The following is a 15019-nucleotide window of genomic DNA, read 5'->3' on the forward strand; positions in this document are numbered from 1 at the left end:
TCCCTCTATCTGCGGATTTTAAGCACTATCCTGCCTTTTTTCCATTTTATCTGCATTTTTGCATTGTTTATCAGCCTAACAAATTCGACCCCCAAACTGGAAGCTGAAAAATCTAGGCGGGAGCTTGGATCTAGGTAATTAAATCCTATAAAATGGAAATTGCGCATAATATTAAGCGTAGATACTGATTAGGATATGAGTTTTAAATGCCCTTTTTTAAAAAAACAATCTTACTTGCCAAAATGATGCCTTTACCTGCGGATTTTATCACTAACCTGCCAATTCCCCGTTTTATCTGCATTTTTACATTGTTTATCAGCCTAACAAATTCCACCACAACCAATACCCAAAAAACAATAAAAAAATCCAAGCACCCAGCTTGGATCAGGTAATGTTAGCTTTCTTTTCAACAACCTTCCGTTTGCCAACAATCGTATTCACAGCAAGCATCTCTTTCAACACCTCAAAAACAAACGCAATCAGCCGAGGCATCAGAAGGACTCTACGCGGTTTCTTAACAATTCGGTACAGCCATTCTACATGCAAATCAATCCATCTCTGCGGGGCACGCTGGTCCAAGCCGGACATCACATCAAACGAACCGCCAACCCCTATAAAAACACCTTTACGAAACGTAGGGAGATTCTCATAAATCCATTTCTCCTGCAGGGGACAGCCCATGGCGACAAAAATCAAATCAGGTTGGCTCTCAACAATTTCTTTAACAATCTCACCATCATCCGTAAAATAACCATCATGATAGCCAGCCACCACAAGCCCCGGATAATGTTCCATAATAGTGTTACAAGTCCTCGCAACAATCGAAGCTGTAGCACCTAGTAAATACACCTTCCACCCATGCTGATCCGCCAAACCCAGCAGAGCACTCATCAGGTCAAACCCGGTAATTCTCTCCCTCACGGGCCGTCTCAGCCACTTACAAGCCTTTACCACCCCAATTCCATCAGGGGTAAGATAATCTGCACACTCAATGATGCCTTTATACTGAGGGTCTTTCTGGGCCTGCATATAGATAACAGGATTTACGGTTACAAGGAAGGTCTTTTGCTGCTGATAGATTCGCTTCTCCAAACTGTTAAGGATATGCTGGAAGGATTCGTTATAAAGATTGAGATCACGTAAAATGAGTAGCACCTCCCATATGTATCAACTACTCTTCTTTAAATGCATTTCTTCAATCGAAACATTTTTAGAATGGTCGGTTCGCACCCAGGTTTTATTTTGTGAGGTAATAAATGCCCAAATAAAAAGCGGGACATAACTATAATTGAAAATTAGAAGGCTAAGAATCGCTTTCACTTTATTAATTCTTTTTGCGGAATCTAAGGCTGTTGCAATTGCCACATAAAGAAAGTTATAAGCTAAGAACCCCAACCACAGCCAGATCGGCATACTAACATGTTGAATGCCAAGTGAATCGGAAAAATAAGAAATAATCAACATCAATCCCGTTAATGAGGCTAAGATAATTTTCCCAGGATTTAATAGATACATAACCCCGTCTAAAGCACGAATATCCAATTGCCGAATAGAGCGCCATAACAGTGGGAGAGAGTATTTAAAACAAACATCCCAGTGACCGCGTGCCCATCGCAGCCTTTGGACACAGGAAGACATAAAGCCTTCTGGTTTTTCATCATACACGCGGGCGTGATGACACCATTTCGCAGGTATTCCTCGTAGCAGACACTGCATCGTAAACTCTAAATCCTCTGTTAAGGAGCGTGCCGTCCAGCCTACTTCCACTAAGAGATGGGTGTCGACGCAGAAACCTGTTCCGCCAATCGCATTACCAAGACCAAGCCGAGACTTGGCCAATTGCCAAGAACGGTTCATATAATAGTAGCTAGTCGCGTAGGATAGGGTAACCCAGTTATCATTCGGATTTTTTGAATCTAAATAACATTGGATTAAGCGATCGCCCTTTAGCAAATGGTTATTCATTTCTTTCAAATAGTTAGTGGTAACGAGATTATCGGCATCGAAAAAGGCAATTCCATCGTATTTCTTTGTGAGATCATCACCCAAGACATCTAACGCATATTTAATCCCATAAGGCTTTCCTTTTAATTCACCTGGCAGGCTAAAATGCTCAATGACACCGACACCAAGCTCTCGGCTAATACGTGCCGTGTGATCATTACAATTGTCCGCAATGACAAATACATCATATAGTTCCTTTGGATAATCCAAATGTAAGAGATTTTCAACCAAATTACCTACAACCTTTTCCTCGTTATGTGCAGGTATCAGTAATACAAATCTCTTCTGAGGTGTTTTTTCTCTTATCTTTCCCGCTTTACCAAAGCCAAAAAGACTAATTATCATCCAATAGGCCCAAAAAAATAAGACAACATATTGAAATAGTAAGAATATATTCTCTAGTATCGTAGTCATTGCACCCTCCTTTTGTATGATAAATACTATGATGGCTTGTAAAATATATGCAATTTAGGCTATTATATCATGTATTAATCTATATAAATTAGAATATTCGGAATTGTCGATACATTATTGCGGTAATAGTAATTTTTTGTAGATGTGAGGCGAATTAGTCCATTTCATGGAGTAAGGGAGTCACTATTTGATGAAAAATATTATTAGAAAAATAACATCTAGTACGTTTCCGAGCGGAGGATAGAGTGGATGAAAAAAAGAGTTTTCCCAATAGTTCTAATTGCCCTTACGCTAGCAGCGGCAATGGCATTTTATATGTTCACAAAGGATCCATTAGCAAAGGAAAAATCAGAAATAAGTAAAAGTAAGGATACTCCTGTAGAAAGTATCACGGTTGACAAAAGTACGGTGGAAAATACATACAAGCCCATCCCGTTGAATGGACTAGCGCTATGGAAAAATGAAAAGGAAAGTCAATCTAGTTATCCTGATGGCTTGGACCAAATTACGCCAATCGATGATTCTTTCAATAATTATAAAAATAACTACTATGGCTATACATTTACCTTTCCGGCTAATTGGACTGTAGACCATCACCAAGTACCATATTATACCCGTTTCTTTAACGAAGACTTTCGCTTAGATATAACCGTTCAAAATGTGGATGAAAATTGGACTACTCCCCAAGGATATATCAAGGAAACAATAGAATCCGTTTCACCATTTATTACCTCTAACCACAAGTGGCAGCAGAGCTCACTAACCTTTCAGCATGTAGAGTATACCCGGGAGGTGATTTCTGGTATTGAAAACGACATGAATCATTATAGTTATTATTTCATTTCGAAAAACAAACTTGTTTACACCTTCCAACTAAAATCAACACAAGCTTCCTATCAACGTCAAAAAGAGGCGGTCAAAACACTAATCGATAGTTTTGCCCTAACGCCAATCGTAGAATTTGATTTAAATGCCAAAATAAAAACCACGATTCAGAATACCGATCTAACACTAGAACATCAGTATAAGACTTTGTACATACCAAAGAACACCTTTATGATGGGAATCTATACACCAAACTCCTATGACATCGATACGTTGGAATCTTCCATCCAGCAAAAAATTGGCGCGCAGATGTTTTATAAGCCGATTAATTCGGAGTATGACCCGTATACACAGGAGCTAGTTGATAAAAATAGACTGCCGATCATCACGTTTCTCTATCAAGAAGAAAATAATCAAAACAACAAGGTAGTAGTGAAAAATATTCTAAACGGCAGCTATGACAAGCAATTGGAAAACTGGGCAAGACAAATAAAGGCGTTAGATTCACCGGTGCTTATCCGGCCAGGGAATGAAATGAATGGGGAGTGGTCGGAATGGTCGTCTCCTAACCATTACAATGACCCTGATTTGTATAAATTCACCTTTATCCATCTTGTGAATGTCTTTAAAGCAGCAGGAGCGACAAACGCTTATTTTGTGTGGAATCCTAATCATGTTTCTGAACCCTACTATCAATGGAATGAAGCTGCAATGTATTATCCTGGGGATGAGGTCGTGGACTTTGTGGGGATGACTTCCTACAATTTTGGGGTAACCAAATGGCATGGGTATCAAACCTTTGAAGAGCTATATGATCAGCTATATTGGGATTATTCTCGTTCCTATTACAATAAACCGTTGATCATCGGGGAAGTGGGAGCAGTGGAAGAAGGGGGCAATAAAGCAGAATGGATCACGCAAATGTTCCAGGATCTTTCAACAAAGTATCCTAATATAAAAATGGCGTTATGGTTTGATCAAACCCATTCCCCTTTTGATTTACGGATTCAAACTTCGCCAGCAAGCTTAAACGCCTTTCAAAATGGAATGAATCAATCTTATGTAATCAAACAACTTCAAGAAAAAAATAAAGAGTAATGCCAGGCAGTCACCGCTGCCTGGCTTTACGTTTGATGAAGTTTAATAGAATCGTTTAAAGCCATCAAAATGAGCGGTATAATAAGGGTTAGATAGATTGGCAATCGAAACACCCTTTTTCTCATCCGCATGGATAAATTGATCGTTTCCTAAATAGATACCAACGTGAGAGATTCCTTGTTTATATGTATTTTCGAAAAATACTAGATCTCCTGGCTGCGGCTGGTCGACGTAGAAGGTGCGACTGTAATAGCCTTCTGCAGAATAGCGGCCGATTTTCTTGCCTGCTTGATTCGCAGCATAGTAGATAAAGCCGCTGCAATCAAAGCCTTTTAACGAGGAGCCACCCCAGGCATAGGGAACGCCCATGACGCTTTGTGCCACATTAACGAATGCCGTTGCAAATTCTCCAGTTGGTGCTACAGTTACTGGAGGCGTAACAGCCGCTTGACCACGCAACGTTAATTTCTGTCCAACATAAATCATATCTGAATTCAAGCCGTTAAGACTCTTTAGCTCCTGAACACTCATGTTAAACTGTAAACCAATTTTACTCAGAGTATCGCCTTTTACGACTGAATAAACAGAAGTGGCGGAAGATTCAGCAGGTGGAGTTACGGGAGCTACTGGTGCTACTACTGGCGGTGGAGTTGTTGCGGCGTTAGCAGAAACCTTCAGCGTTTGCCCAGGATAGATCAAATCTGAAGTTAACCCATTAAGAGATTTCAACTCCGAAACAGTGGTATTAAATTGCTTAGCGATTTTCCCAAGATAGTCACCACGTACGATTACGTAATCACTAGTAGAAACGGGAGCTGGTGCGGGTGCAGGTGCCGCAGGTTGGACAGCTGCATCAACGGTAACCGTAAGAGTTTGATTCGCGTAAATCCTATCTGACGTTAACCCGTTTAATTCCTTAAGTTTGGGTACGTTGGTTTGATATTTTAAAGATATTTTTGTTAGTGTGTCTCCTTTTTGCACCGTATAGGTACTCGCAGACGCAGACCCAGCAAAAACAGTCGAAAGAAGGGCCGCAGTCGAAACACTGCGAACAATCGTCTTTTTCATTCCACAGATCACCTCTATTATTCTGGTATTTTAAACATATTCTACCATGATTTACCTTAGTAGGTGTACACAATGTTACATAATATGCTTGAAATCTATGAAAAAAGTAAAATCACGGCATAAAAAAACTGTTTATTTCTTTTTATATATAGATTTTATTGAAAGTGACATAAATTCACATAATGGATGGAAATCTTGCAAACCCTTTCGAAAAATGGTATTCTTAGGAAGAATTATTTTTGTTCGGTGTAAAGGATAGTATTAGTAGAACTTTTCGTCTTAATGATCACTGGTAGCAAGGATAGTAACATATTGTGTGCAAAAGCACACAGCAGGAGGAAACACAAATGGAACAAGGTAAAGTAAAATGGTTTAACGCAGAAAAAGGTTTTGGATTTATCGAACGTGAAGCTGGAGACGATGTATTCGTTCACTTCTCAGCAATCCAAAGCGAAGGTTTCAAATCATTAGACGAAGGTCAAGCAGTTACTTTTGAAGTAGAGCAAGGTCAACGTGGACCCCAAGCTACTAACGTTCGTAAAGCTTAATAACAATGTCAGACATAAACAGGCTCTAATTTAGAGTCTGTTTTTTTTATGTATCTTAAAAACAAAGGAACCCCACTCATGAATGAGTGGGGTAACATGTGAACAGTAAATCAAATGGTAAATAAAGTGTATCACATAAACCCGAAATCTCCTAATGCTCATAGGTTATAACCATTTCTGTGGCTGAAATGGTAAGTTTATCACCTAATTGAGGTTTAAACTGACAAAAAAACTGATTGGGAGACATCCCCCAATCAGTTACTTGCTGTTGCATTTGTTAGCTCTAACTGTGCCTTTAACTCATTCTGAACACGCAGCTGTTCTTCTTCCGGAATCTGCAGATAGTATATGCCATTGATTTTCGTTCCAGTACCACTAATGGTCATTTGCTGAATGTTACTTCCAGCTGCTTTGTAATTCTTTTGGATATCGACCATTTGGTCAAAGGTTAAATTGGTTTTGATATTATCTCCGAGTGCATTAAAAATATCAGAGAAGTTTGTTAAGCTGGAAACACTAACACCTTTTTTAATAACAGCTTGGATAATATCACGCTGTCTTGTGTTCCGGCCAAAGTCTCCATTCGGATCATCATAACGCATTCTTACATAAGGAAGTGCTTCCTCACCAGTCAAGGTGATTTCCCCAACTGGATAATGATTATCTTCAACGGTGAAGTCCAGTGTATTAGTAACCGTTACTCCTCCTACTGCGTCAACAATTTCTTTAAACCCTTCCATATTAACCTTCATATAATAATCAATCGGGATATCAAGGAAATTCTCTACCGTATCCATGGTCATTTCGACACCACCGAAGGCATGGGCATGGTTTATTTTGTCCTCGATTCCTTTCCCAATAATTTCAGTGCGTGTATCACGTGGAATGCTGAGCATTTTGACGGAATTCGTGTTGGGATTCACGGTTAGCACGATAATCGTGTCTGTGCGGGCTTTTTCTCCATTTCGCGAATCATCCCCTAACATTAGCACGGAAAATGGCTCTTTTTCTTCAAGTTGAATAGGTTCTTCACGCTTTGTAGTTACCCGTTCAACAGGCTCGTGCATCGTATTTACAGCAGTTTTAAAGGAATTATAAACAGTAAACCCATAGGCTCCGGCAGCAATTAATAAGACAAGAAGGATGATTCCGGTTATCTTCAACCACTTCTTACCTTTTTTATTATTTGATCTCATTTGAGGTTACCTCCAAAAATTTACATTTTATAGAACCTTGGGAATAGAATAACAAAATTATAGGTAAATAGATAGAGAAGTTTATTACCATTGTATAACGTTGACTATAGAATTACACAAATATTTCAAAACTCAATAACTGACAAATTATTTACAAAATTTGAGAAGTTTAGTAGAATGGGCGAAAGGAATGCTAAAGAAAGGAGAAATTTGTCTAATGGGGGAAAAGAAGGAAGAAACAAATGACTTCTCTGCCATTGTTAAGAAAGCATATGATCGTGGGAAGAGTGATCATGGTTTGACAGTCCAAAAACTACTTGATGAATTGAAAGATGACCTTAAAAAGCTAACGGTTTAATAATATAGAGAAAAAAAGGCAAACTAGAAAAATCTAGTTTGCCTTTTTAGTAACAAAATAATCAGTAAGGAACTGTGCCCACACTTGATTGCCCTGTTCGTTTGGTGCACTTTCATCATCTGTTAAGTAATTCTTGATTTCTGGATTGTCGGTTGCTGGCCAAGCTGCCCAGTGGTCAAGGTAGGTTAAGCCGTTCGCTGCAGCATATTCCTTTAATGCTTCTATTTGTGTGGAATAATATTTAGGTTTGTAAATAGGATACGAAGGCTGCAGTATAAAAGTGGTGGCTGGATTACTAGCCTTTATATCCTCCATCAATTTCGTTACGTTGGCTAATGTGACATCAATCTTTACATTGCCGTTGTCATTAAATAGAAACGGCTCGATCACAACAAGCTGAGCTTTCTCAGCTGCAAGCTCAAGCGGTATATTTTCAGCAAAGATATCATCCGATGTCTGTTCGTATGTATGAAAGGCGGAAACAACCTTATCGCTGCCAAAGCTTTCCGTGAGACGTTGGGTAACGTTTTTCTCCCATTCCATGGCGGTAGAGCCAACAAAGAGAATTTTAAAAGGCTTTTCTTCCTTTAAGGCAAGTTGAAATTGTTCCTTTGCTGATTGCGGCCAATTGGCGGCAAGTTTGAGATATTCAGTATAGTCTGTCTCACTAGCTTCTTGTGTAAGTCCAGGTTCGACAACTGCCTTTACGGCTGTTTGCTGCTGCCAATGGAAATGACCATAGGCTAAGACCATTACACATATAATCCCCCATATCACTGTGAATAAATACTTCATTATTATTCCCCCAAAATATTTCTTCTATTATTATAGCAAAACCTCATTAAGAAATTTATTCCATTTTCAAAAAAGCTACATTTTTTTACAATAAACATGTTACTATTGATAAGGTGATTGACAAAATCCTACAAGTTTTTAGTTCAAAGGAACGCGGAAAGTAAATTCATTCTAGTTAATTATACCTAAGTTCTGTTTAAATAGTTTGGAATATTTAAAATGTTGAAATGGGAGAAATTTGCAAAATCATTACAAATAATAGATTATTGCTAAAGTTCGTCACGAAACATGTTACGTTTGGATGACAAAAAATAAATATTCACCATTCAACAAATAACGACAAAAAGCGACATTCATTCATGATATAATATTTTTTGTTGTTTTCAACGAACACATATAGGAGGATCTCTAATGGAAGAAACAATTAGCTTAAAAGAGTTACTAGCGACGTTAAAAAAGCGACTCGTTATGATCATACTTATTACGATGACGGCTGGGTTAGCCAGTGGTGTCATTAGTTACTTTTTTCTAACCCCAATCTATCAGGCTTCGACACAAATTCTCGTCAACCAGGCAAAAAGTGAACAATCCTTATACAGTCCAAGCGAAGTTCAAACCAACCTACAATTAATCAATACGTACAATGTAATTATTAAAAGCCCAGCAATCCTTGATAAGGTTATTGTGCAATTAGGACTTGATATGACTGCACAACAATTAAATGGAAAAATTACGGTGGGCAGTGAAAAAGATTCCCAGGTTGTTAACATTGCTGTCCAAGACCCAGATCCAAATGTAGCAGCGCAAATTGCTAATGTAACGGCTTCTGTATTTCAAACTGAAATTGTAAAAATTATGAGTGTAGATAACGTAAGTATCCTTGCAAAGGCTAATGTGGAAGACAACCAATCACCGATTAAACCACAGCCAGTCATGAACGTAGCGATTGCATTAGTTGTCGGCTTAATGGCAGCGGTGGGGCTTGCATTCTTACTTGAATACTTTGACAGCACCATTAAAAATGAGCAGGATATTGAAAAGATCTTAGAACTTCCTATCTTAGGTGTTATTGCTCAAATCGATGACCAAAAGATGGAAGAATTGAAGAAACGTAAATCAGCAGGAAACAGAACAGCAGAAAGAGGAGAGACGTATGGTGTTTAAGAGAAATAAAAAGTTTAAAACAACAGATCCAACCAAAAAGCTTATTGCCAATCTAGACCCAAAGTCACCGATTTCTGAACAATATAGAACGATTCGTACAAATGTCCAATATTCCTCTGTAGACAAAGAAATCAAAACACTAATGGTTACTTCATCAGGTCCAGCTGAGGGAAAATCGACAACAGTAGCAAACCTTGCAGTAGTGTTTGCTCAACTTGGAAAAAAAGTACTATTAGTGGATGCTGACCTTCGTAAGCCAACCGTTCATCGGACGTTTGGTGTAAATAACTTATTTGGTTTTACTACTGTGTTAACAAAACAAGCAACACTTGGCAGTACCGTTCTTGAAACAGATGAAAAGGATTTATATATCTTAACGAGCGGACCAGTTCCTCCAAACCCAGCAGAGCTTTTAAGTTCGAAATCAATGGAGCAATTTATTGAAGAAGCAAAAGAGCAATTTGATTATGTTCTTTTTGATACTCCGCCATTATTAGCTGTGGCAGATCCGCAAATTCTAGCAAATAAGGTCGATGGATCTATCTATGTTGTCTTTAGTGGCAAAACAGAAATCGATCAAGCGAAAAAAGCGAAGGAATTGCTTGAAAATGCACAAAGCAAATTGGTTGGTGTGGTTTTAAACCATAAAGAAGTAAAGAACAATGAGTATTACTACTATTATGGTGCGAAATAACTACTTTTCGACAATTTCCACCCCTTTACCTAGGCTTTCGACGGTGTTACGATGAATATTGTCGTAGAAAAATAACAATTAGTTGGAAAGAGAGTGTGGCTCATGATCGATATACATTGTCATATATTGCCTGGCGTCGATGATGGTGCGCAGTCTCTTTCTGACAGCCTACATATGGCTAGGATTGCTGTAGAACAAGGGATTCATAAGATTGTAGCAACACCGCATCATTTGACTAGCTCCTATGAAAATCCGAAACAATCCATTATTACTAGAGTACAAGAATTAAATGAGGCTTTACGTAAAGAAAGAATAGAGTTAGAGGTATTACCAGGACAGGAAGTCCGGATACATGGTGAAATGGTAGATGGTTACGCGTCAGGGGACATTCTACCGGTTAACCACACTCCGTATGTTTTAGTAGAATTTCCATCGAATCATGTCCCAAGGTATACTGAAAAGCTATTTTATGATCTGCAAGTAAATGGGCTCATCCCCGTGATTGTTCATCCAGAACGAAATCGTGAAATCATCGAACGTCCAGAACTACTTTATCAGTTAGTGAAAAAAGGTGCATTGACACAAATCACAGCTGGGAGTGTTTGTGGAGACTTTGGAAAAAAGATTAAGAATTTCTCCCTTCAAATAATTGAGTCCAACTTAACACACTTTATTGCTACAGATGCTCATAATAGCACAAATCGTACGTTCAAAATGAGGGAAGCTTTAGCCATCATTGAAAGAAGATACGGAAATGAGCTCTTGTACTACTTTGAAGAAAACGCAGCTCTCCTCATTGAGGGACTTAGTGTATATAAAGAAGATCCGGAACGAGTAAAAAGAAAAAAAATATTTAACCTATTTTAGGCTGATGAGAGTTTACAGAATATCTATACATCTAATCAGGCTTAAAACCCTGAACGGCGAGGTTCCCTGTCCGTTATCCATGGGAGCACTCGGTCATGCTGTGGGAGGGAAGCGAATTCATTCTATCCTTAGACGCGCATGTTGTCAAAAGCATGATGTGAGGACGGGTTAGATGCCCGATTTTTAAAAATAAACCAATAAATACTTAATGAAAGGATAAGCATGGTAAACGCTTGCATTTCCATTAGGTATTTATTTTTTTGACAAATTTCTTTAGATAAATGAAAGAAAAATAAAGAGGGGGAACCGAAAAATGAAAAAAGTTAGAAAAGCGATTATTCCAGCTGCTGGTTTAGGAACGAGGTTCTTGCCAGTGACAAAAGCAATGCCAAAAGAGATGTTACCAATCGTAGATAAGCCTACTATTCAATACATAGTAGAAGAAGCCGTAGCTTCGGGTATTGAGGACATCATTATTGTTACTGGTAAAGGGAAAAGAGCGATTGAAGATCATTTTGATAATGCAATGGAGCTTGAACAGAATCTAATCGAGAAAGAGAAATTTGATTTATTAGATAAAGTTAAATATGCTACTAATCTAGCAGACATCCATTATATTCGTCAAAAGGAGCCAAAAGGATTAGGACATGCCGTTTGGTGTGCGAGAAACTTTATTGGCAATGAGCCGTTTGCGGTATTACTTGGTGATGATATTGTCCAAAGTGAAACACCTTGCTTAAAACAGTTAATTAATCAGTATGAAGATACCTTCTCATCTGTTATCGGTGTTCAATCAGTGCCTGATAATGAAACACATCGTTATGGGATTATTGATCCTTCCAGCCAAGAGGGACGTCGCTACCAGGTTAGTAACTTTGTAGAAAAACCAAAACCAGGCACTGCTCCTTCTAATCTAGCCATTATGGGTCGATATATCTTAACACCGGAAATCTTTATGTTCCTTGATCGTCAGGAAAAGGGAGCAGGCGGAGAAGTTCAATTAACAGACGCGATCCAAAAGTTGAATGAAATACAAAGAGTGTTTGCCTATGATTTCGAAGGAACACGTTATGATGTTGGAGAAAAATTCGGATTTGTTAAGACAACGATTGAATTTGCATTGCAGCACGAAGACCTCCATGATGACATGATCGATTATTTGAAGAACCTAGTTTCTTCACTAGAAAAAGAAAAAGTAATGTTATAGGAGAAGGAAGGGGTCTAAGTTGTCTAATCTAGCAAATCAAGACGTTGCCTACTTAGAAAATCAAAAGGCATCGCTACAAGTCAATGATGGAAAAGTTTATCTGTTAACAAAAAGAATGGTCGATATTATCGGCTCATTTTGCGGAATCATTTTATTGAGTTCTCTTTTTATCGTTATTGCTATTCTAATTAAAGTAGAAGATCCAAAGGGAACTATTTTCTTCTCGCAAAAACGTGTTGGTTTAAATGGTAAAGAATTTAAAATGTACAAGTTCCGTTCGATGGTTTGGAATGCGGAAGAAAAGCTTGCTGAACTACTAAAATATAATGAAGTAAGCGGTGCGATGTTTAAAATGAAGAACGATCCCCGGATTACAAAGGTAGGTAAGTTCATTCGGAAGACAAGTATCGATGAATTACCACAGCTGTTTAATGTTTTAAAAGGGGATATGAGCTTAGTTGGACCACGTCCGCCGCTTCCGAGAGAAGTAGCGGAATACTCTGCCTATGACAAACAACGCCTATTAGTTACTCCAGGCTGCACAGGACTTTGGCAGGTAAGTGCTAGAAATAGCGTGGGTTTTGATGAAATGGTGGAATTGGACCTTCAATATATACATAAAAGATCTTTCTTTTATGACATAAAAATTATCTTAAAGACAGTGTTAGTACTATTTGGTTCAAAAGATGCATTTTAGAAAAGAGGTATATTAATCATGATGAAATCAGACTCAAAGATATATGTGGCAGGTCATCGAGGATTAGTTGGTTCAGCGATTGTTAGAATGCTGAATAAAAAAGGATACACGAATATTGTCTACCGTACTAGCAAAGAACTAGATTTAAGAGACAAGTTTGCTGTTGACAACTTTTTTGCTGAAGAAAAGCCTGAATTTGTATTTCTAGCTGCAGCAAAAGTGGGTGGAATTGTTGCAAACAATGAATATCCAGCGGATTTTATCCGTGACAATTTATTAATCCAAACAAATATTATTGATGCTGCCTATCGAAATAATGTAGAAAAACTGTTATTCCTTGGAAGTACATGTATCTATCCAAAAATGGCACCACAACCATTAAAAGAAGAGTACTTACTAACTGGATTGCTTGAACCAACGAATGAACCATATGCAATTGCAAAGATTGCTGGGATTAAGATGTGTGAATCATATAATCGTCAATATGGTACACAATATATCTCAGTAATGCCAACGAATTTATATGGAGAAAATGATAATTTTGATTTGCATACTTCACATGTGTTACCTGCATTAATTCGTAAATTTCATGAAGCAAAAGAAAATAATGCTGAATTTGTAGAGGTATGGGGAACAGGCACACCAATGCGCGAATTCTTATATGCAGATGACCTTGCAGATGCATGTATCTACTTAATGAACAATTATACTGGTAATGAAATTGTTAATATCGGTGTTGGGGAAGATATTGCAATTAGAGAATTAGCAGAAACCATTAAAGAAGTAGTTGGGTTCACTGGAGAAATTAAGTTTGATACGACTAAGCCAGATGGCACACCAAGAAAATTAGTGGATGTTACAAAGTTAAACTCTTTAGGCTGGAAAGCAACTACTTCGTTAGATGAAGGGCTTAAGAAAGCATATCATTGGTTTTTAGATAATGAACTTACGAAAGTTAACTAACAAATGTTGGAGGACAATATGAAAAAAGCATTAATTACAGGTGTAACTGGTCAAGACGGTTCATATTTAGCAGAATTATTATTAGAAAAGGGTTACGAAGTACATGGTATGATTCGTCGCAGCTCTTCATATAACCAAGAGCGTTTAGAAGACCTTCTTACAGAAGAAGAAGCAAAAGCATTATTAAATAATACAAATTTCCATCTTCATTATGGGGATGTTACAGATGCATTAAACGTTACTCGTATTATTGGTGAAATTAAGCCTGATGAAATCTACAATTTGGCTGCACAATCACATGTACGGGTATCATTCGACATGCCTGGATATACATTAGATGTAGATGCAAAAGGCACATTAAATATACTTGAAGCTGTGCGAATTCTTGGTTTAACTGATAAAACTCGAGTTTACCAAGCATCAACATCTGAACTTTACGGAAAAGTGCAGGAAGTACCCCAGAAAGAAACAACACCTTTTTATCCACGTTCTCCATATGGTGTTGCAAAAATTTATGGATTCTGGATTACAAAAAACTATCGTGAATCTTATAATATGTTTGCTGTTAATGGGATTTTATTCAATCATGAATCAGAGCGCCGCGGTGAAACATTCGTAACTCGTAAGATTAGTCTTGCAGCTGCTCGTATTGCTCAAGGTAAACAAAAGAAATTAACGTTGGGGAACTTGGATTCGTTACGGGATTGGGGTTATGCCAAGGATTATGTTGAGTGTATGTGGTTAATCCTTCAACATGATAAACCAGAGGATTTTGTAATTGCTACTGGTGAAATGCATACTGTACGTGAATTCGTAGAGTTATCATTCAAACACGTAGGTATAGATATTGAATGGACTGGTCAGGGTGTAGAAGAAAAAGGAGTTAACAAAGCAACCGGGGAAGTAATTGTTGAAGTTGACCCTAAATTCTTCCGTCCTGCTGAAGTTGATCAATTATTAGGGGATCCAACGAAATCAAAAACATTATTAGGATGGAATCCAACCAAGACACCATTCGAAGAATTAGTTCGTATCATGGTTACAGCAGATATGAAGAAAGTTGAAAATGAAGATAAAATCAAGAAAATGTTTGATTAATAAATAGTGCCTTATAACATTGT

15 protein-coding genes are annotated in these 15019 nt (G+C 37.9%); 10 read left to right on the plus strand and 5 right to left on the minus strand.

The window, feature by feature from the left end:
- Window positions 1-384: 384 nt before the first annotated feature.
- Together ABC255_RS01960 and ABC255_RS01965 are read right to left on the minus strand one after the other, a co-directional pair.
- On the minus strand, window positions 385-1155 hold the full coding sequence (locus tag ABC255_RS01960) for a WecB/TagA/CpsF family glycosyltransferase (RefSeq protein WP_412991097.1): 771 nt from the start codon (window positions 1153-1155) through the stop codon (window positions 385-387).
- 12 nt (window positions 1156-1167) lie between these two features.
- Window positions 1168-2418, minus strand: a complete 1251-nt coding sequence (locus ABC255_RS01965; protein WP_412991098.1) for a glycosyltransferase family 2 protein — start codon at window positions 2416-2418, stop codon at window positions 1168-1170.
- Window positions 2419-2667: 249 nt separating this feature from the next.
- On the opposite strand from ABC255_RS01965, the gene ABC255_RS01970 reads away from it, so the two are divergent.
- Window positions 2668-4341: a glycoside hydrolase family 26 protein gene (locus tag ABC255_RS01970; protein ID WP_412991099.1), complete on the plus strand. Its 1674-nt coding sequence runs from the start codon at window positions 2668-2670 to the stop codon at window positions 4339-4341.
- Between the two features lie 42 nt (window positions 4342-4383).
- On the opposite strand, the gene ABC255_RS01975 is transcribed toward ABC255_RS01970, so the two are convergent.
- A complete protein-coding gene (locus tag ABC255_RS01975; RefSeq protein ID WP_412991100.1) occupies window positions 4384-5409 on the minus strand; it encodes a C40 family peptidase in 1026 nt (341 codons plus the stop codon).
- Between the two features lie 347 nt (window positions 5410-5756).
- Here ABC255_RS01975 and ABC255_RS01980 point away from each other — a divergent pair, with 347 nt between their 5' ends.
- Window positions 5757-5957 (plus strand): cold-shock protein, encoded by a 201-nt coding sequence (locus tag ABC255_RS01980; RefSeq protein WP_007083691.1) that lies wholly within the window; start codon window positions 5757-5759, stop codon window positions 5955-5957.
- Between the two features lie 254 nt (window positions 5958-6211).
- Here the strand turns inward: ABC255_RS01980 and tagU are convergent, their stop codons facing one another.
- Window positions 6212-7153 carry a polyisoprenyl-teichoic acid--peptidoglycan teichoic acid transferase TagU gene (tagU, locus tag ABC255_RS01985; protein WP_412991101.1) on the minus strand — a complete coding sequence of 314 codons (942 nt, stop codon included), beginning with the start codon at window positions 7151-7153 and terminating at the stop codon, window positions 6212-6214.
- Between the two features lie 217 nt (window positions 7154-7370).
- Between tagU and ABC255_RS01990 the strand changes: the two genes are divergently transcribed.
- The gene (locus ABC255_RS01990) at window positions 7371-7511 is read left to right on the plus strand and encodes a YwzD family small protein (protein WP_412991102.1); all 141 of its coding nucleotides are present in this window, start codon (window positions 7371-7373) and stop codon (window positions 7509-7511) included.
- Between the two features lie 33 nt (window positions 7512-7544).
- Here the strand turns inward: ABC255_RS01990 and ABC255_RS01995 are convergent, their stop codons facing one another.
- Window positions 7545-8306: an SGNH/GDSL hydrolase family protein gene (locus tag ABC255_RS01995; RefSeq protein WP_412991103.1), complete on the minus strand. Its 762-nt coding sequence runs from the start codon at window positions 8304-8306 to the stop codon at window positions 7545-7547.
- Window positions 8307-8717: 411 nt separating this feature from the next.
- Between ABC255_RS01995 and ABC255_RS02000 the strand changes: the two genes are divergently transcribed.
- The 7 genes from ABC255_RS02000 (at window position 8718) to gmd (ending at window position 14996) form a co-directional block, all read left to right on the plus strand.
- Complete coding sequence (locus tag ABC255_RS02000; RefSeq protein ID WP_412991104.1) at window positions 8718-9470, plus strand: YveK family protein; 753 nt, start codon at window positions 8718-8720, stop codon at window positions 9468-9470.
- The gene (locus ABC255_RS02005; RefSeq protein ID WP_412991105.1) at window positions 9460-10164 is read left to right on the plus strand and encodes a CpsD/CapB family tyrosine-protein kinase; all 705 of its coding nucleotides are present in this window, start codon (window positions 9460-9462) and stop codon (window positions 10162-10164) included. Before ABC255_RS02000 ends, ABC255_RS02005 begins: the two co-directional genes overlap by 11 nt.
- 102 nt (window positions 10165-10266) lie before the next feature.
- The gene (locus tag ABC255_RS02010) at window positions 10267-11031 is read left to right on the plus strand and encodes a tyrosine-protein phosphatase (protein ID WP_412991106.1); all 765 of its coding nucleotides are present in this window, start codon (window positions 10267-10269) and stop codon (window positions 11029-11031) included.
- Window positions 11032-11344: 313 nt separating this feature from the next.
- A complete protein-coding gene (gene galU, locus ABC255_RS02015) occupies window positions 11345-12238 on the plus strand; it encodes a UTP--glucose-1-phosphate uridylyltransferase GalU (protein WP_412991107.1) in 894 nt (297 codons plus the stop codon).
- A gap of 19 nt (window positions 12239-12257) precedes the next feature.
- Window positions 12258-12935 carry a sugar transferase gene (locus ABC255_RS02020; RefSeq protein WP_412991108.1) on the plus strand — a complete coding sequence of 226 codons (678 nt, stop codon included), beginning with the start codon at window positions 12258-12260 and terminating at the stop codon, window positions 12933-12935.
- Window positions 12936-12956: 21 nt separating this feature from the next.
- Window positions 12957-13898, plus strand: coding sequence for a GDP-L-fucose synthase (gene fcl, locus ABC255_RS02025; RefSeq protein ID WP_412998453.1), 942 nt, complete (start codon window positions 12957-12959; stop codon window positions 13896-13898).
- Between the two features lie 18 nt (window positions 13899-13916).
- On the plus strand, window positions 13917-14996 hold the full coding sequence (gene gmd / locus ABC255_RS02030; RefSeq protein WP_412991109.1) for a GDP-mannose 4,6-dehydratase: 1080 nt from the start codon (window positions 13917-13919) through the stop codon (window positions 14994-14996).
- Window positions 14997-15019: the final 23 nt, after the last annotated feature.

The organism is Neobacillus canaveralius (genome assembly GCF_047237705.1).
Taxonomy (GTDB): Bacteria; Bacillota; Bacilli; order Bacillales; family Cytobacillaceae; genus Neobacillus; species Neobacillus niacini_K.